This is a genomic window from Mesorhizobium sp. M8A.F.Ca.ET.021.01.1.1 (assembly GCF_003998025.1).
Lineage (GTDB): Bacteria > Pseudomonadota > Alphaproteobacteria > Rhizobiales > Rhizobiaceae > Mesorhizobium.
In genome coordinates, this window is record NZ_RZSJ01000066.1 from 1 (window position 1) to 17,127 (window position 17,127).

Genomic DNA, 17,127 nt, shown 5'->3' on the forward strand with positions numbered 1-17,127 from the left:
GCATCATCTTCGACGGCGTCGCCGGGACCTTCACCGTCACCGGCGCCACCAACATCTCCGGCATGGCGGACGCCGGCATCAGCGCGGTAAACACCAATGCCGGCACCTTCAACTTCAACACGGTGACGGTCAACAACGTACTGTCGACCGGCGGCGGCATCGGTTGGGCCAGTGGTACGCTCAACGTCGGCGGCCTCGCCGACATCGACACGACGAGCGGCGCGGGCCTTACGCAGACCGGCGGCACGACCAGCTTCACCGGCGGCGTGACGATCGATACCACGACCGGCGTCGGCATTTCCGGAGGGGGTGGCGCCACGATGGGCATCACCGCCACTGGCGGCGCCGAAAGCGTGAATTCAACCAGCGGCACGGCGATCGCCTTGTCCAACGTCGCTGCAACCATCGCCCTGGATTCGACCTCGTCCGGCGGCGGCAGCACCAATGTGAACCTTGTCAACACCAGCGGCACGGTTAACCTTGGCTCGGGCGCGCTGACCGGCGCCGCGGCTGTCTCGTTCATCGTGAGCGGGGGCACGGAGGCAGTCAGCTATTCGGGCAGCGCCACCATGTCGGCCGCCGCCGGCACAGCCCTTGAAGTGCAGAACCGATTGGCCGGGGCCGGGCTCGTCTCGCTGAGCGGCAACCTGACGTCCAATGGCAATGGTATCTACCTGAACAACAATACCGGCGGCACAGTGACCGCCTCGGGGGCATCCAACAATTTCACCGGTGCGGGTTCCGGCGTTACGATAGTCAACAACACCGGCGGCACCTTCAACATCAACGGCGCAAGCTATACCATCGCTATGAGCTCGACCGGCGCGGGCGTCGCGATCAGCGGCAACAGCGCCCCTGTGGCGATCAATTTCGGCGGCGGTGGGCTGGCGATCACCACGGCGGCGGGCACGGGGTTCAGCGCCACGGGCGCCGGCACTGTTACCGCCGGCGGAAGCGGCAACACGATCGCCACCACCAGCGGCGGCACCGCACTGAACCTCAGCGGCATCACGATCGGCGCGGCGGGGCTCAACTTCTCCTCAGTATCCACCACCAGCGCCACGACCGGCATTTCGCTGGCCAATGTCGCCTCCTCGGGCGGCGGCGCCATAGCGCTCGGCACGGTCAGTCTGCAGGGCATCACCTCTCGCGGCGTCGACGTCACCGGCACGCAGGGTGCCGCGCTTTCCTTCAACGATCTCGACATTGGCCTGAACGATAACGCGGCCGTGGCTTTCGACCTCAACGGCGCGACGATCAACGCGGCGATCACGGCCAACGATTTCGATGTCACCAATGCCGCCGCCGCCGGTACCTCGATCGGCGTCGACCTGCGCGCCGCCACCGGCGGCCAGACGGTGCGGCTCGGCGATGCGAACCTCGCCGGCAACAGTTCGAGCATCGCGGGCGTCAACACCGGCGTGTTCCTGAACGGCACGACGAACGTCGCCTTCACCTTTGGCGACGGCGATACCGCCGACCAGTTGTCGACCATCAGTGCCAGTGTCGGCATCGACGCTTCCGTCGCGCCGGCCGCGGGCACCTACAATTTCAAGGATGTGAACTTCCAGGCCACGCCTGGCCTCGGCTTCGGTGTCGGCAAGGTTTATTTCGTCGGCGCGGCGTCGACCGGCGACGGCAGCGGCCGCGACCAGAATAATCTGGCGACGCTGGCCGACGCCGAATTCAACGCGGCCGCAACCGACATCATCGTCCTCGTCAACGATGGCGGCACCATCACCGCACAGGGCACCAATGGCAACGACACGCTGAACCTGCTGACCGGCCAGCAGGTGCGCGGCTTCGACAATGGCAACATCAACCTGGCGCTGACGGTGCCGTCGACGATCCAGCTGGCCAGCAACACCATCTCCATCGCCGATCAGACGCCGGGCGGCACCACCACGCTGACAAGCGCCGATGGCAGCAGCGTCATCACGCTTTCGGCCAGCGGCAACATCATCGACGGCTTTACCATCAACGGCGACGACGGCGCGGGCGTGAATGCCGCGATCGGCATCAGCGGCGCGACGGCGAATGCCACGATCAGCAACATGACGATCAGGAACGTCACGGCCGCCGACATCGACTTCGGCGCCGGTGCAACCGGTACGACGACGCTGACCAATGTCTCCCTCATCGCGGCCTCGGCCGCGACCGGCATCAAATTCGGCGCGGCCTCCGGAACGGTCACCGCCACCAATGTCGATACCACGGGCGGCAGCGGCCTGTCCGTGGTCGGCGGCAATGCGGCGTTCGGCTTCGACAGCACGAGCTCGGTCACCAGCGTTATCGGCACCGCGGTCAGCATCACCAACCGCACCGGCGGCAGCTTCGGCTTTGCCGGCGCGGTGACGTCGAACATCGGCGCCAGCGGCGTCGTCATCTCCGGCGCGACGGCAGCCAACACAGTCAGCTTCACCGGCGCCGTCACCCACAATAATGCCACCGGCGCCGCCGTCTCGATCAACAATGGCGGCCAGGCCTCGACCGTTAGCTTCGCCAACCTCGTGGTCACAACGGGCGGCTCCAACACGGCCTTCACCGCGACCAATGGCGGGACGGTCAATGTCACCACCGGCTCGATCAGCGCGAGTGCCGCCCAAGCGATCAACCTCAACGGCATCGCGGCCGGCATCAATTTCACCTCGACCACTTCGGGCGGCGGCGTCAACAATGTCGCCCTGACCAACGTCACGGGCACGGTGAACCTGGGCACCGGTGCGCTGAGCGGCGCCTCGGGCACCGCGTTCGATGTCAGCGGCGGCACCGCGGCCATCACCTATGGCGGGTCGATCGCCAAGACGAGCGCCGTCGGCAACGTCATCAGCATCGCAGGCCGCACCGGCGGCACGGCCACCTTCAGCGGCACGGTGTCGGCAACCGGCTCCAGCGCCGGCATAGCGCTTTCCAGCAACGGCGGATCGACGATCAATTTCACCAACACGCTGACGCTGACCGGCTCGAACGTCGCCGGCTTCAGCGCGACGGGCGGCGGCACCGTGAGTGCGACCGGCACTGGCAGCGTGATCAGCTCGGGCACGGCCACAGCACTCAACGTCGCCAACACGACGATCGGTGCGAGCGACCTGACGTTCCAGCGCATCAGTTCCAGCGGCGGCAGTGCCACCGGCATTATCCTCGACACCACGGGTGCCCTGGGTGGCCTGCATGTGACCGGCAATGGTGCAACGGTCGGCGCCTCGGGCGGCGGCGTCATCTCCAGCAAGACAGGCGCGGATGGCAGCACCGCGCAAGGCGTCGGCATCTACCTGAACGGCACGACGGATGTGCAGCTCAACGGCCTGCAGATGAACGACTTCCAGAATTACGGCATTCTGGGCAACAACGTCACCGGCTTCACGCTGGACCATACGATCATCAACGGCAGCAATGGCACCAGCGTTGCCGGAGTCGGCGAAGGCAATGCCTATTTCACCGGCCTCAAGGGCACCGCTACGGTTTCGAATTCCACCTTCACCGGCGCGGCGCTGGACGCATTCCACGTCTTTAACAACAATGGCGAGACTCTCAACCGGATCACCATCACCGGTTCGACCTTCGCGACCGACGCCGCCGCAGGAAACTCGTCAGGCGACGCGCTGGTGTTCCAGGCGACGAACGGCGTCTTCAACGCGACCGTCCAGAGCTCGACATTCACCTCCGCGCGCGGCGACCTGTTCCAGCTTGATCTGCACGGCAACGTCCAGTCGGATCTGGTGTTCGGCGGCGCCACTGGAGCGCTCGGCAACACGCTGTCGAACAACAACCAGAACATCGTCTCGGGCGGCGGCGGCATCACGATCAGTTCGGGCGGCGCCGGCGACGTGGCGAACCTGACCTTCAACATCGCCCACAATACGATGCGCGATGCGCTCGGCACGGCTCTGGGCATCAGCACCGGCTCCGGCGCCAGCTCGTTCAACGGCACGATCGATTCGAACACGATCGGCGTCGCCGGCGTGGCGAACAGCGGATCGGCCCAGGGCAGCGATATCGGCTTCGTCACGTTGGGCGGCGCCGATTCCAGCGTGACGATCACCAACAACCTGCTCTATCAGTACAACAATGATGGCATTCTGCTGCAGACGGGTGATGCGGTCGATGGCGGCAACCACAAGCTGACGGCCGTGGTACAAGGCAACACCGCCAGCAATCCAGGCACATTCGGCAACCACGGTTTCGAACTGAACGCCGGCACGGTTGCTGGAGACGCCCAGACGGTCTCGCTGACCCTCGGCGGTGCTGGCGGCCTGGCCAACAATTTCACAGGTTCGGGTGCCAATGGTGGCACAGACATCCGTCTCCGCACGCGGTTCGATGTCCATGTTGGCTTGCATGGCGGCGCCGCGGCTTACGCGGGCGCGGCAACCGATGCCGCGGCTGTCATGAGCTATGTGCAAGCCATCAACAGCGGCACCGTCAGTGTCACGATCGGCACCGGTGGTACGGCGGGCTTCTATTCGACGCCATAGTCTGAACGGGCGACGAACTCGCCAGGCGATTCTTACATACGCCTCAATCGAGGCTTGTAAAGTATATAGTTAACAATATACTTGAAGTTTCCAGTAAGCGATCCGGTGGATATTTATGAAAATTTATCCGGAATAAGTATTACCAGTAGACTTATAATTCGTGATGTGTATAGTCCGAAGCGGCAGTGGGAGGGTATCGCATGTCAGAGCCGTTTCTGTCCGAAATCCGCATCATGTCCTTCGGTTTCCCGCCCAAGGGGTGGGCGTTCTGCGACGGCCAACTGCTTCCCATAAATCAGAACCAGGCTCTGTTTTCACTGCTCGGCACCACCTTTGGCGGCGACGGCCGGGTAAATTTCGCCTTGCCGGATTTCCGGGGCAGGGTCCCGATCCATGCCGGCAACGGGCATGATCTCGGCGGGCGGGGCGGCGAGCAGTCCCACACGCTGTCGATTGCGGAATTGCCGACCCATGTTCACCAGGCGAGAGCGACGAACGCCAACGGCACGGTGCCCCTGAACTCCGGGAATTTCCTGGGGGCTTTCAACAATGGCTATGCGCAGGCTACCAACCTGACCTCGTTGCACCCTGCCAGCATCGCCAATGTTGGCGGTTCGCAGGCGCACCTCAACATGCAGCCTTTCCTGACATTGAACTTCTGCATCGCCCTGCAGGGCATTTTCCCGTCGCAGACCTGAGGAAACGCGATCATGGCACAACCCTATGTTGGCGAAGTTCGCATGTTTGCCGGCAATTTCGCGCCGGCCGGGTGGATGTTCTGCGAAGGGCAACTGCTGCCTATCTCGGAAAACGAGACGCTGTTCCAACTGATCGGCACCACCTATGGCGGCGACGGCGAAAGCACTTTTGCGCTGCCCGACCTGCGTGGGCGACTACCGCTCCATCAGGGCAACGGCTTCACCCTGGCCGAGACTGGCGGCGCGGAGGAAATCACGCTGTCGATCCAGCAGATCCCGGCTCATTCGCATCCCATGCTGGCATCGGGCCAAACCGGCACCGGGACCAATCCGGGCGGGAATGTCCTCGACCAGACGACGGGGACGATCTTCATGTACATCGATGGCCAGGCGCCCGATGGGCCGATGGCCGCGACCATGGTGTCACCCGTCGGCGGCAGCCAGCCGCATAGCAATTTCCAGCCGTATCTATGCATCAACTTCATCATCTCGCTGTTCGGCATTTTCCCGTCGCAGACCTGAGAGGACCGTCATGGCCGATCCGTTCGTTGCGGAAATCCGCATTTTCCCGTTCAATTTCGCGCCCAAGGGCTGGGCGCTGTGCGACGGGCAGATTTTGCCGCTGTCGCAGAACACGGCGTTGTTCTCGTTGCTCGGCACGACTTATGGCGGCGACGGCAAGTCGAACTTCGCGCTGCCCAATCTCCAGGGCAGCGCGCCAATGCACCCCGGTCAGGGACCTGGCTTGTCACTGCACGATCTCGGAGAGAGTAGCGGCTCGGAGACGGTGACGCTGCTCCAAAGCGAAATGCCGATCCATGCGCACAACGTTATGGTCGGAACCCAGGACGTCGCCGACGTCCAGGTGCCCAGCCCGTCGAGAATTCTCGGCAAGTCGGGTGGCGCTTTCGCCTATGTTCCAGGGACGCCGATACCCGCGCTGACGCCAATGAACGACAACATGCTCGCGCCTGCCGGCGGTGACCAGCCGCACAACAATCTGCAGCCTTATCTCACCTGCAATTTCTGCATCGCCCTGCAGGGCGTGTTCCCACCGAGAACCTGATTTTCGAGCCAACAAGGCGGGGCCGTTACCATGGCTAACGAAGACGCTCACTTACCCTCCCATGCGGCGCCAACCGGGCACGTGCCAGGCGTGTCGTTCTTCGAACTGTCGCGGCTGATGGTCGTCGGCATCGATTCCGCGGCGGGACGGCTGATCCAGAAGGCTCAAGTCGCGCCCAACGGGGCGTGGCCTGCCGCATGGTCTCCCATCGCCGCCGGCGCCTGGGTGATCATGACCGCGGGTCTCACCAAGGACGGGCGCGTCGCCGTGGTGGCCCAACCGACCGGCACCACCAACCTGTCTTTCATCACGGAGGACGCCAACCAGGTCGGCCCGGTCGAAAAATGGAATCCGCCGGTTGGCATTGGCGCCCCGCCCGGCGCAACAAGCTACCAGAAACTCTCGATGGCGCGCGACGCTGACGGCCGCGTCGAAATCTTCCTCACCGACAATCAGGGCCGCATCTGGTGGATCTACCAGAACCCGGACGTGATCGTTCAGGTTCAGAAAACCATCACGCCGCCCGGCACCACGACGCCGATCGTCGTCACCGTCGACGAGCTCAGGCCGCCCGCACAGCCCTGGAGCGCCTGGATACAACTGACCGGCCAGCTCGTGGCGGTCACGGCGCTGCGCCAGGCGGACGGCCGCATTGCGCTCTTCGGCATCAACTCAGCCCTTCATCTCTATCGCTGCCAGCAGGCCAAGGCCCAAGCGCTGACGGTGGCCGACTGGACGCCATGGGTGCAGATCGACGCCGGCTATCCTTTCACGGAAATGGCGCCGATCGTCGGCCCGCTGGGCGCCACCAATCTTTTTGCCATGACGCAGCCGGGCCAGGTCCTGCATACCAAGCAACTGCCGGCGGGCTCCGACACCTGGACGAACTGGGCGACGCCCGGTTACAGCAGGGTTCCCAGATACACGCTCTGCGCCGGCATCCAGGGGGACGGTGACATCATGCTGGTCGCCTCCGACCAGCAGCATGTCCACTCCTTCAACGCCCAATACGACGCGGCCACCCAAAACTGGTCTGGATGGCGTGATTTCAGCGCCTCCGGCGCCAACACACGGCTGTCGCTCGACTACAATGCCGATGGTCGCCTTGCCTTGTTCAGCATGATGATCACGAACGATGGGACCAATGGTCTGTGGACGATCAACCAGATGGCCATGGACAGTTCCGAATGGGAGTGGAGCTGGACGGCGCTGGCCACCGGCAACCTCAAGCAGATCGCGGTGGTGCGCGACCTGACGCCGCCGGTCTGACGTTGACCCCAAGCGGCGTGGCTTTGGTCTATCCCGCTCCGGCGTGGTCCCGGTCACGGCAGGCCGGACTCGCTTTCCGTGCCGCCGCGGAGGCGGACATTGCCTTCCTGTCGCGGCTCTATGCCTCGACCCGCATGGAAGAGCTCGCCGTGACGGACTGGAGCGAGGCGCAGAAGGCCGCCTTTCTCGACATGCAGTTCCAGGCGCAGCACACGCACTACCACAAGCACTATCCGCAGGCCGACTGGCTGGTGGTGAGCCATGCCGGGCAAGACATCGGCCGGCTCTATGTCGAGCGCTGGCCAAGCCAACACCGCATCATCGACATCGCTTTTTTGCCTGTGCATCGCCGCAAGGGCTATGGTGGCGCCCTGTTGCGCGACCTGATAGACGAGGCATGCTTAGCCGGCAAACTAATATCGATCCATGTCGAGAAGAACAACCCAGCAAGGCGGCTCTATGTCGATCTCGGCTTTGTCGTCGTCGAGGACAAGGGCGTCTACGATTTGATGGCTTGCGCGCCGGCGGATCCATGATCGTTGGTTGGCGCTGCCCCTCACCTGCCTGCCGGCATCCTCTCCCCGTAAACGGGGCGAGGGGCGCTGTCATCGCCGCTTTCGCCAATCACAAGCGTTGCAGAAAATGCGCCGGCGTTGCGGCCAGCCGCTCTCGCCCCGTTTACGGGGAGAGATGTCCGGCAGGACAGTGAGGGGCGGCGCCGACGGCTAAGATTGTCGCTTTCGGCCCTGCAGCTCAAAACCGGCGCTAATTGAACACCGCTTCGTAGGTCCGGCCGGCCGCGTCGGCCGCAACCGGCACGATGAAGATGTCGTGGACCCCGCTGGTGCCGGCAAGGCTGTAGGTCGCCTGCGGCAGCGCGATCCCGCGCGGTCCCCGGAACAGCAGGGAAAAACCGCCGCCCGGGCGCGGGCTGGCCGCGATGCGGTTGACGGCGCTCAGTTCGAGCGAGATACGCCCGCCTGTGGTCTCGACGATGAACGCATGCCCGATCGCCTGTTCGAAATCCGCCGCCGCCGCCATTGCGCTCGCCTCAAAGCCGTTTGAAGCACTGTCGCCGCTTCGCCGCGAGCTGTCCAGAACTCATTATTTCCGGAGTTCAGGACGGAAGAACGTCGAACACTTTCCTGGGATTGTGCGCCATCGCGCGAAGCGCTCGGCGCCCAAGACAATTCACCGCCGCAAACCGCAAAATACAGCAGCCCATGTCCTTTTGCGCGTGCCGGCGACGCTGTAGTACTTTGTTCCGATACGCGCCTGGCGCAACAAGACAGAGCTTCGCAGCGACGCCGAACGCTGATTGGCCGGCTTGAACGGCTTGCGGGAGAAAAGGACGGACGATGGCTGAAAGTGGTGCGAAAACAGGGACGGCGCCGGCAAAGGGGGGCGACGCCATGCCGTTGTTCTATACGAGGCCAGAGGCGCTCAACCCGATCCGGCACGGCTCGCTGGGGCTGACCGCGCGCAGCGATTTTTCCTTCGCGGGCTCGGCGCACGCCATTCCGGTGGTGGCGTCGGAGATGCCGGCGGCGATGCGCTCCTACCCGATCGTGTTCATCGGCGCCGGCAAGGCGCCTGTCATCATCACCGGCGTGCGCCAGGACGAAAATCTGTTCGTCGATGCCGACGGCATGTGGAACGCGCCGCATTACATCCCGGCCTATGTCCGCCGCTATCCCTTCATCCTGGCCGAGGACCCGACGTCGGCCGGCCGGCTGACGCTGTGCGTCGACCGGGCGAGCGAGCGCGTCGTCGACCAGCTCGTGGCACCGTTCCGTGACGACAAGGTGCTGCCGTTCTTCAGCGGCAACGAACCGACCGAGGCGACCAAGCAGGCGCTCGCCTTCTGCAACCAGTTCCAGATCGACTTCAGGGCCACCCGCGAGATGGTCGACAAGATCGACGCCCATGGCCTGTTTTCGCCGCGCCAGAGCAAGGTGACGCTGGAAGGCGGCGAAGTGCTCAACCTCACCGATTTCCAGGTGATCGACGAGGCCGCCTTCAACAAATTGAGCGACGAGGCCTTCCTCGACCTGAGAAAGTCAGGCGCGCTCGGCCTGCTCTATTGCCACCTCGCCTCGACCAACAGCTGGACCTCGCTGGTGCACCAGGCGTCGGTCCGCAAGGCGGAGGGGGCGAAGGGCTGATTTCTGGCGCTCATGGTTGGGGCTCTCAAGAACGCCCAAAGTCGAACGGCCTTCCGGGAGCCGGGGTTCGTCCGGAACAAGGAGCGAGCTGAAAGACTTGGGGGAGGCCGCCGCGGAAGCCGCATGATCAAGCAGATGCTTGGCCCGCGGACATCATGAACCCCGGCAAGATTTCGCCGGCATGAGGGCAGAGCCGTTGATACCGATGTGACTTGTGACTTTACGGCTAGTCACAGCTTTTTTGCTTGGAAGTGACCAGCTTCAGGGACACAGTGATGGTTCCATCCTCAGAGCCGCTTACGATGGTTTCCTCGAAAGTTTCATTCTTGATGCGAACATAGTATTCCCCGGGTGAAGCCCCGTCTTGTGCTTTAACTTTAAAGGTAATTGTCGTCGTATCTTCGATGGTTACGTCGTTGTCGAATACCACTAGATATGGCTCGCTCTTTAAAGTGCCAGCATCGATAAAGTCAATTACCAGGTATTCCGTGTCGTTAAACCAACCACGGTCTGGGGCTACCGTCACACTGACCGTAACCGGATCTCCGCCTCTTACAGCATTCCCTTCAGGTGTATCGACACGTACTATATCTACTCTCGCCATGGCCCATCTCCCTTCGGCCTTCTCAATTAACGATCGAAAACGCTAGTCCATATCGCCGCGCCCGCCGCGGTTCATGGCGCCACCGGACCGTCCCATCGCACCGCCAGACCTGCCCATGGCGCCGCCAGATCGCCCCATCGCGCCGCCGGATCTGCCCATTGCTCCACCCGATCGACCAAACGAACGCGGGTCCAGCTCCGCACTCAACAGGACATCCTCCAGCGTTCCGGTGTCGAGTTCCAGCCGCATTGTCAGGTCACTCTTGTCGTAGACCCAGACCTGCATTCCGCGCGCGAACGAGCCTATCTGCGATGACAGTCCGGTATAGGCAGGGTCACTTGGACCGCGGCTCATGACCTTGAGATCGGTGTCCCCCGGGGCCGGATAATCAACGACAGTGCCAGGCCCATGGACAAGAAGTATGGTCGGTCGAGCCAGCTCGTAGAACTGCGCTTCAAAGGTGAACGCATAGATCCTTGCTAGCAGGCTACCGGAAGCGTCGATCTGGTTCTGCAGGAATCTATTGTTGCCAAGCCTTGGAGGCCGTCCCCCATCGACCCTCTTCTTGAGCTTCAAATCTTCAAGAACTCTACCGAACAAATGTATGGCTGAGGTATTTAGAATGGTTTCAGTGGTCATGGATCACCCCCATCATCTGTATGTCGATCAAAGATCGGCGCCACTTCTGGACATCCAATATTTCTCGAAATAGCTCATGTCCGGCAGGCGCGCCTGGTCCAGTGGACGGGCGGTTCGGCCCTCATGAACATGGCTCTTTCGGTTTGGCTTCGTCAGGCGAGGCCCGGCACGGTAGCGAAAAATCCCTCTTCGGTCGAAATCCCGGAAGATGATCCTCGATAGTTCTCCTCCGGTCATGCTGTCGTCGACCGCGAGCATCGTTCTCGCCACGTCACGGTAGTCCAGGAAATCCGGGGCGAGAGCCCAAAGCGTCTCGGCGAGATAGGTACCCACGATATCCCGCGCGTCGAGCAGGGCTTCGACGAAACCTTCCGGATTGCGAGCGAAATCGCGGTCAAAGACTTCCTGCATCGGCAGCTCGGCGGCCGGATCGATCTCGGCGAGGTCGGCAAGATTTTCGGCCTCCGGCGAGATCAGTCCTCGAGCCACCAAGCTCTCGTGAAAGACATCGACCAGAATGTCGAAGACGGCGCCAGTGAGAGGTTGTGACAGTGCATGCTCGTCGGTCCAGCCGTCGGCAAAGTCGGCCATCGTCCGCTTGTTGTTGGCCTCGCGTATCTGGCGGTGCGGCGAGAATTCCGAGAATCGAGAGAGCTGGTTGGCGAGGTAGAGGTTCCCATGCGTCACCGTCAGGACATTATCGATCACGGAGGGAAAATGCATGGCCGCGATCAACGAAACGCAGTCCGAAAAGGCCTCCTGAAAGCCCAGATATTCGGGGAACTCAGCGCCCGGGTTTGGTATGCCAAGGACGCTGTAGACGAATGCATGGCCAACCTCGTGCGCGATAATATCGAAGTCGAGGCTGAACGGGAGCGTGCGTCCGTCCTTCACGAATTGGCTGCCGAGCTCAAGGAAGCCATAGCCGTATTGGGCGTTGTCCCAACCTGGCAGGATCGAAATTTCCAGACGGTCGTAGTGATCGTGGAAATGCCAGGTGATCGGCTGGCCGATGTAACGCTCCCAAACGTCGAGGGTGAAGCGCGCGCACCCGAACGCGTGGGCTGCTTCGAAGCCGGGCGTCGAGGGCTGATAATGATCGAAATTGCCTTCCTCGTCGGGAACAGCCGGATCGAGGATCGCTCGCGTCCAGGGCGGCAGGGAGATAACGGGCGTACCCAACGGGCCGTGGTTGACGCCATAGGGCCGCGTCTTGTCGACCGGCTCGACGACATACATACGATCGTCGGACGGGCCAGCTCCGACGCTGCCTCGCGGGGAAGAAACCGTAATGATCTCGGGGCTTGACGTAGGGTCTTCGAACGGAGGCTGAACAAACAGCCTGAACCGGGTACCCATTCCCCACCTCTCGGTTATATTAGTAACATAACATAATATCCGTGAGATGGCGAGGGCGTTGGTTTGTCGGGTTAATTCTTCCTGAAGGACGGTTCTTGATTGTCGGCAACAAAATTGCCCCAAGAACAATGCGTATCGCTACTGCAGGAGCTCGAGCAACTTCTGGTAGCGGGGATGACTGCGAACAGAGGCGAAATCGGAATCGTTCTTGAACCAGAGTCTCATCTCGGCGCCAGCCTGCGGTAGCCAGACTTCCAAAAGGTCGATCGAGCGTTCGAATTCCCCCAGCAACGCATAGGTACAAGCGGCGTTGTATTGGACGTTGATATCGCTAGGGTCGATTTCCAGAGACCGGCCAAGCCACTTCGCGGCCTTGTCGCGTTCACCAAGGAAGGCCAGCACGATCGCCCCCAGGCAGGCACAATTGGCGTTCTCCGGATGCAGGCGGAGTTCCTCTTCCGCTCTCTCCAATGCGATCCGCGCATAAAGCTCCGCGTCGTTCTGTTGGCCGAGAGTGCGGAAGACGTTCACCAGCATGACCGGTGCGCCGTAGTCGGTCGGTTTGATCTCCATCGCGCGCAGGAAGTACGTCGCGGCGAGCTCGAACTGGCCGCCGGTCACGCAGAACTCGGCATAGTAGCGGTTGGCCTCGTGGCAGTTGGGGTCGAGCGTCAGAGCCTGTTCGAACGCCGCCGCGGCCTCGGAACGCCGGTCGGCAAGGGACAGGGCAAAGCCCCTGGCTGAATGCGCCTCGGCCAGATTCGGGTCCAGAGCCAGGGTCTTGTCGGCGGTGGCGAGAATGTCGTCTACCTGGATCGAGGAGCCGTAGATCGACTGAAGGCGTACGTCACAGACCGCCAAGCCTGCATAGGCGCGGGCATATCCCGGATCAAGCTCGATGGCCCTGATATAGCTCTGTCTGGCCATCAGGTGGTTCGCTCTGGTCGCGATGTGGCTGTAATCGCGGCCTCGAAGATAATGCGTATAGGCTTCGACACTGTCCGTCGGTGCCAGCTCGATAGCCTTCTTCTCCTCGGGCAGGAGCCTGACCCTGAGCTGCGCCACGACCGCCTTGGCGATTTCGTCCTGCACGGCGAAGATGTCGGTGAGGTCGCGGTCGAAGCGGGCAGCCCAGACGTGTCCGTCCGTGGCGCCCTCGATCAGCTCGGCATTGATCCTGACCCGGTTTCCCGCCTTGCGGACGCTGCCCTCGACAATGTAGCCGACGCCAAGTTCCCTGACGATGCGTTCCATCTTGTCGGTCCTGCCCTTGAAGGCGAACACCGTATTGCGGCTGAGCACGAACAGGCCGGAGACGTTCGAGAGGTCGGTTATGATATCTTCCGTGATGCCGTCGCTGAAATACTGCTGGTCGGGGTCATTGCTCAGATTGGCGAAGGGTAGGATCGCCACCGACGGTTTGTCGGACCGCACCAGTGTCTGGACGCTCTCGACTGCAATATGCGTCTCGACTTGCGAGACGCCCTGGTCCCAGTTGGCGAAATAGACGTGCACCGGCTGAGCAATGTTCTTGACGGTCCTGGCGCCCTGATCGGCGAAGTCGACGCCCAGCTTGTTGCCGACCTCATGGCGCACCACTTCCGAGCAGGCGATGCCGCCGGGTATTGCGAGCCCCTGCAGCCGCACCGCAAGATTGACGCCGTCGCCATGGAAATCATCACCGTCGACGATGATGTCGCCAAGGTTGATGCCAATGCGAAACTTGAAATGCCGGGCCTCGGGGATGCCGGCATTCCGCTCGGACATGCCGCGTTGGATCTCGACCGCGCAGCGCGCCGCATTGATTACGCTGCCGAACTCCACCAGGAAGCCGTCACCCATCACTTTAAAGATGCGCCCACCGTGCTTGGTGACGGTCGGATCGAAGAACTCCCGTCGATGCTGCCGAAGGAGATTGAGCGTGTGCTCCTCGTCGGCCTCCATAAGACGGCTATAGCCGACCACATCAGCCGCCAGGATCGCCGCCAGCCGACGCTCAACATGCTCCTCGGACATGTCGTCTCCTGAAATCGCGGACAATAATTCCGCCTGATTTAGTTTTAACTGATTTACCTCCTCGGCGCCAACGTCGCTGAACGGTCGCTCGCGCCGGTCCCGATACGGTTGCCGACCGGGTGGCGCGGCGCCAGTCGCAATCCAAGCGGTCCGGCCGTACGGTCGACGTCGTTCACGGGAATAGCAACGAACGGGGAGTGACCCAGAACATCGTTCCTCGACCTGCGCAAAACCGGCGCGCTCGGCCTGCTCCATCGCCATCTTGCCTCAAGGTTCTGATTTGTCCATGTCGTGGTTCCGGAACGAGGACACTTCCGGGCGACATGCATCAACTGGTTGTTTTCGCCGCAATTCCCCCTACATGCGGCGGCTTTCATGCCTTCAGGTCAGTGTGACTGTCGAAACGTCGTCGTGATCCAGTTCTTGCTGCAGCATGATCTTGTCCGAAAGCAGTTCCATCGCCGCGACGGTCTTGCGGGCCGCCCTTGGCGTGGCGCAGCAACGCCAAAACTGCTATTTAGGGCAGCGAACCGCAAGCTGGCGACCAGGCACCGCCATGCGGATCGCAATGAAGGAGCGGGTGGCATCGGTGGGTATGCCGGTGCAAGGGTCGTGGAGGCTGGGGGCAATGTCAACTTCATTGCGCGTGGATCGCGCCGGTTGGCGGGCTGGCGTTTCTTTGTTCCGTGGCAAATGGCCGATCGCTTCCAATGAGCATGCCTCAATGGAGAACACATGTTCCTGGCCGAGTTTCCGCCACCTGGCTCGACTTGGCCAAGATGCGGGCTTTTGTCGTGCACAAGAAAACTCGAATACCATACTCCAGCAACAGTTGGCTCAGGATGACGTTCGATCCATGATCTGATGGCTCGGCGAAGCAGAGGGGTGAACCGGGATGATAATGGCCGACTTGATACTCGATACTTTTCAGTTCTTCCTTCTGGTGACAAGGCGAAACAGCCGTGGCGCGGCTTTGATCTTCCGGAGGGCCGTAGCGCGCATCGTGCCGGCCCTCATCGTGCTTGCCCTGGCCTCGCTGCTTTTCCCCAATCTCTCACAGTCCAAAGAGGCCGCTTTGCGCCCCGGATTTGACGCCTGGACCGGCGACTACGGCGGAATGGAAAAGAGACGTCTTATCCGAATCCTGGTCCCTTACAGCAAGACGATCTACTTCATCGACCGTGGTGAGCAACTTGGCACGGCGGTCGAGTTTGGCCAGGCGCTTGAGCGGCAGATCAACAAGAACAAGAAAAAGGAAATCGAAAAAATTCGTGTGGCCTTCGTGCCGGTGGCCCGGGACCGGCTGCTTCCCGCGCTCATCGAAGGGCGCGGAGACATTGTCGCGGCAAATCTGACGATTACCCCATCACGGCAGCAGATCGTCGACTTCACGGATCCCCTGGCGAGCGGCGTGAAAGAAATCCTGGTCACCGGCCCGGCCGCGCCGAAAATCGCCGCCATCGACGATCTCGGCGGCAAGGAAATCCGCGTTCGCGCGAGCAGCAGCTATTTCGAGCATCTGCAAAAGCTCAACAGCGACCGGCGCGCGGCGGGCCAAGCCGAGATCGGCATCGCGCCGATCGACGAAAATCTCGAGGATGAGGATCTTCTGGAGATGGTCAATGCCGGCCTGCTGCCCTGGTGCGTGGTCGACGGCCACAAGGCGCGGATCTGGTCCAGGGTCTTCGATAACATCGAACTGCACGATGACATTGCGATAGCGCAGGACGGGGAAATCGCCTGGGCGGTCCGTAAGAACAGCCCGGAACTGATGAAAAGGCTCAACGCTTTCGTCAAGCAATACAAGGTCGGGACGACCTTCGGCAACATTTTGAAGAAGCGCTACTACCAGGATGACAAGATGGTGCGTTCCGCCTACGAGCAGTCCGAGGTCGATAAATTCCAGGCTCTGCGCGACGCCTTCGAGAAATATAGCGCTGCCTACAAACTCAATGCGTTGCTGCTGGCCGCGCAGGGATACCAGGAATCGCGTCTCGACCAGAGCGAACGCAGCTCTCGGGGCGCCGTCGGCATCATGCAAATGTTGCCGTCGACTGCTGCCGATAAGGCGATAGGCATCAGCGGCATAGCGGAAAGCTCGGATCGCAATATAGAAGCGGGCGCAAAATACATGCGTTATTTGTCGGCAACCTATGTGAACGATGCCGAACTCGACCCAGTCAACAGGGCGCTGTTGACGCTTGCCGCCTACAATGCCGGGCCTGGCAACTTGCGCAAATTTCGCAGTGCCGCGAAGACGATGGGCCTCAACCCCGATCTATGGTTCGGCAATGTGGAGAACGGCGCCGCGAAGGTGGTTGGGCGCGAAACGGTTCAGTATGTCGGAAATATCTACAAATATTTTGTGGCTTATACGCTGCTCGAGGAGCAGAAAGCGCGGCGTGGCGTGAACAAGGCGCAGTCAGAGTAAATCAGCTCGTATTTCGGCATGGCTGGCTCAATGATATGGATATGCAAGAGCTGACCGACCGTTCCTACCGGCATCTGCAGGCCATGAACTGACTGGGGCGACGAGGCCGCGACTTGCGCCGCCACCGATGAATAGTTTGCCGGCCTGTCACCGGTCGGTCATTTTTGAAGAGAGCGACGCTCACGGCAGCGATAGCCAATCCCAACGCGATCCATTGCCGCGTGAGCTCGTCTGGCCGCCACGTTGATCAGCTCGACCATGACCCGGCCTCCCGGGACGGCAGGCTCCTGATGCTGGATGAGCCTCCGCGACATGGACGCGCTGCCGCTGCGTCGGCTCATGTCGGCGGAAGCCCAGGCCCATCCGATTTGCCTGCGCCACCGCCCTTCGCAGGCTTGAGGTGGC

At 61.8% G+C, this 17,127-nt stretch carries 13 protein-coding genes and 1 pseudogene; 9 read left to right on the top strand and 5 right to left on the bottom strand.

Going from position 1 to position 17,127, the window contains the following annotated elements; translation table 11 throughout:
• From EOA36_RS37200 to EOA36_RS08285, 6 genes and pseudogenes are all read left to right on the top strand, one after another.
• Positions 1-4,475 (top strand): annotated as a pseudogene (locus tag EOA36_RS37200) (S-layer family protein); the annotation flags it as partial.
• Between the two features lie 200 nt (positions 4,476-4,675).
• Positions 4,676-5,173, top strand: coding sequence for a tail fiber protein (locus EOA36_RS08265; protein ID WP_127276703.1), 498 nt, complete (start codon positions 4,676-4,678; stop codon positions 5,171-5,173).
• Between the two features lie 12 nt (positions 5,174-5,185).
• Positions 5,186-5,695: a tail fiber protein gene (locus EOA36_RS08270; RefSeq protein WP_127276705.1), complete on the top strand. Its 510-nt coding sequence runs from the start codon at positions 5,186-5,188 to the stop codon at positions 5,693-5,695.
• Between the two features lie 10 nt (positions 5,696-5,705).
• Positions 5,706-6,239, top strand: coding sequence for a tail fiber protein (locus EOA36_RS08275; protein WP_127276707.1), 534 nt, complete (start codon positions 5,706-5,708; stop codon positions 6,237-6,239).
• Between the two features lie 30 nt (positions 6,240-6,269).
• Entirely contained in the window at positions 6,270-7,508 is a 1,239-nt protein-coding gene (locus EOA36_RS08280) for a hypothetical protein (RefSeq protein WP_189343799.1), read from the top strand.
• Positions 7,509-7,510: 2 nt separating this feature from the next.
• A complete protein-coding gene (locus tag EOA36_RS08285) occupies positions 7,511-8,044 on the top strand; it encodes a GNAT family N-acetyltransferase (protein WP_245464287.1) in 534 nt (177 codons plus the stop codon).
• A gap of 229 nt (positions 8,045-8,273) precedes the next feature.
• Here EOA36_RS08285 and EOA36_RS08290 read toward each other — a convergent pair whose 3' ends face one another.
• Complete coding sequence (locus EOA36_RS08290; protein WP_127276713.1) at positions 8,274-8,549, bottom strand: hypothetical protein; 276 nt, start codon at positions 8,547-8,549, stop codon at positions 8,274-8,276.
• 317 nt (positions 8,550-8,866) lie between these two features.
• Between EOA36_RS08290 and EOA36_RS08295 the strand changes: the two genes are divergently transcribed.
• The gene (locus EOA36_RS08295) at positions 8,867-9,673 is read left to right on the top strand and encodes a SapC family protein (protein ID WP_127276715.1); all 807 of its coding nucleotides are present in this window, start codon (positions 8,867-8,869) and stop codon (positions 9,671-9,673) included.
• A 226-nt stretch (positions 9,674-9,899) separates the two neighbouring features.
• On the opposite strand, the gene EOA36_RS08300 is transcribed toward EOA36_RS08295, so the two are convergent.
• The 4 genes from EOA36_RS08300 to EOA36_RS08315 form a co-directional block, all read right to left on the bottom strand.
• A complete protein-coding gene (locus EOA36_RS08300; protein ID WP_127276717.1) occupies positions 9,900-10,277 on the bottom strand; it encodes a hypothetical protein in 378 nt (125 codons plus the stop codon).
• Positions 10,278-10,319: 42 nt separating this feature from the next.
• A complete protein-coding gene (locus tag EOA36_RS08305) occupies positions 10,320-10,916 on the bottom strand; it encodes a hypothetical protein (protein WP_127276719.1) in 597 nt (198 codons plus the stop codon).
• A gap of 27 nt (positions 10,917-10,943) precedes the next feature.
• Positions 10,944-12,275 (bottom strand): hypothetical protein, encoded by a 1,332-nt coding sequence (locus EOA36_RS08310; RefSeq protein ID WP_127276727.1) that lies wholly within the window; start codon positions 12,273-12,275, stop codon positions 10,944-10,946.
• A 138-nt stretch (positions 12,276-12,413) separates the two neighbouring features.
• Positions 12,414-14,291: an adenylate/guanylate cyclase domain-containing protein gene (locus tag EOA36_RS08315; protein ID WP_127276721.1), complete on the bottom strand. Its 1,878-nt coding sequence runs from the start codon at positions 14,289-14,291 to the stop codon at positions 12,414-12,416.
• A 411-nt stretch (positions 14,292-14,702) separates the two neighbouring features.
• Here EOA36_RS08315 and EOA36_RS08320 point away from each other — a divergent pair, with 411 nt between their 5' ends.
• Together EOA36_RS08320 and EOA36_RS08325 are read left to right on the top strand one after the other, a co-directional pair.
• Positions 14,703-15,005 carry a hypothetical protein gene (locus tag EOA36_RS08320; protein WP_127276723.1) on the top strand — a complete coding sequence of 101 codons (303 nt, stop codon included), beginning with the start codon at positions 14,703-14,705 and terminating at the stop codon, positions 15,003-15,005.
• A 289-nt stretch (positions 15,006-15,294) separates the two neighbouring features.
• On the top strand, positions 15,295-16,722 hold the full coding sequence (locus EOA36_RS08325) for a lytic transglycosylase F (RefSeq protein ID WP_245464288.1): 1,428 nt from the start codon (positions 15,295-15,297) through the stop codon (positions 16,720-16,722).
• Positions 16,723-17,127 lie beyond the last annotated feature (405 nt).

Coding starts and splice junctions, on each gene's coding strand:
- EOA36_RS08290 (WP_127276713.1), bottom strand. CDS start 8,549: ATGGCGGCGGCGGCGGATTTCGAACAGGCGATCGGGCATGCGTTCATC.
- EOA36_RS08270 (WP_127276705.1), top strand. CDS start 5,186: ATGGCACAACCCTATGTTGGCGAAGTTCGCATGTTTGCCGGCAATTTC.
- EOA36_RS08305 (WP_127276719.1), bottom strand. CDS start 10,916: ATGACCACTGAAACCATTCTAAATACCTCAGCCATACATTTGTTCGGT.
- EOA36_RS08315 (WP_127276721.1), bottom strand. CDS start 14,291: ATGTCCGAGGAGCATGTTGAGCGTCGGCTGGCGGCGATCCTGGCGGCT.
- EOA36_RS08310 (WP_127276727.1), bottom strand. CDS start 12,275: ATGGGTACCCGGTTCAGGCTGTTTGTTCAGCCTCCGTTCGAAGACCCT.
- EOA36_RS08275 (WP_127276707.1), top strand. CDS start 5,706: ATGGCCGATCCGTTCGTTGCGGAAATCCGCATTTTCCCGTTCAATTTC.
- EOA36_RS08265 (WP_127276703.1), top strand. CDS start 4,676: ATGTCAGAGCCGTTTCTGTCCGAAATCCGCATCATGTCCTTCGGTTTC.
- EOA36_RS08300 (WP_127276717.1), bottom strand. CDS start 10,277: ATGGCGAGAGTAGATATAGTACGTGTCGATACACCTGAAGGGAATGCT.
- EOA36_RS08295 (WP_127276715.1), top strand. CDS start 8,867: ATGGCTGAAAGTGGTGCGAAAACAGGGACGGCGCCGGCAAAGGGGGGC.
- EOA36_RS08280 (WP_189343799.1), top strand. CDS start 6,270: ATGGCTAACGAAGACGCTCACTTACCCTCCCATGCGGCGCCAACCGGG.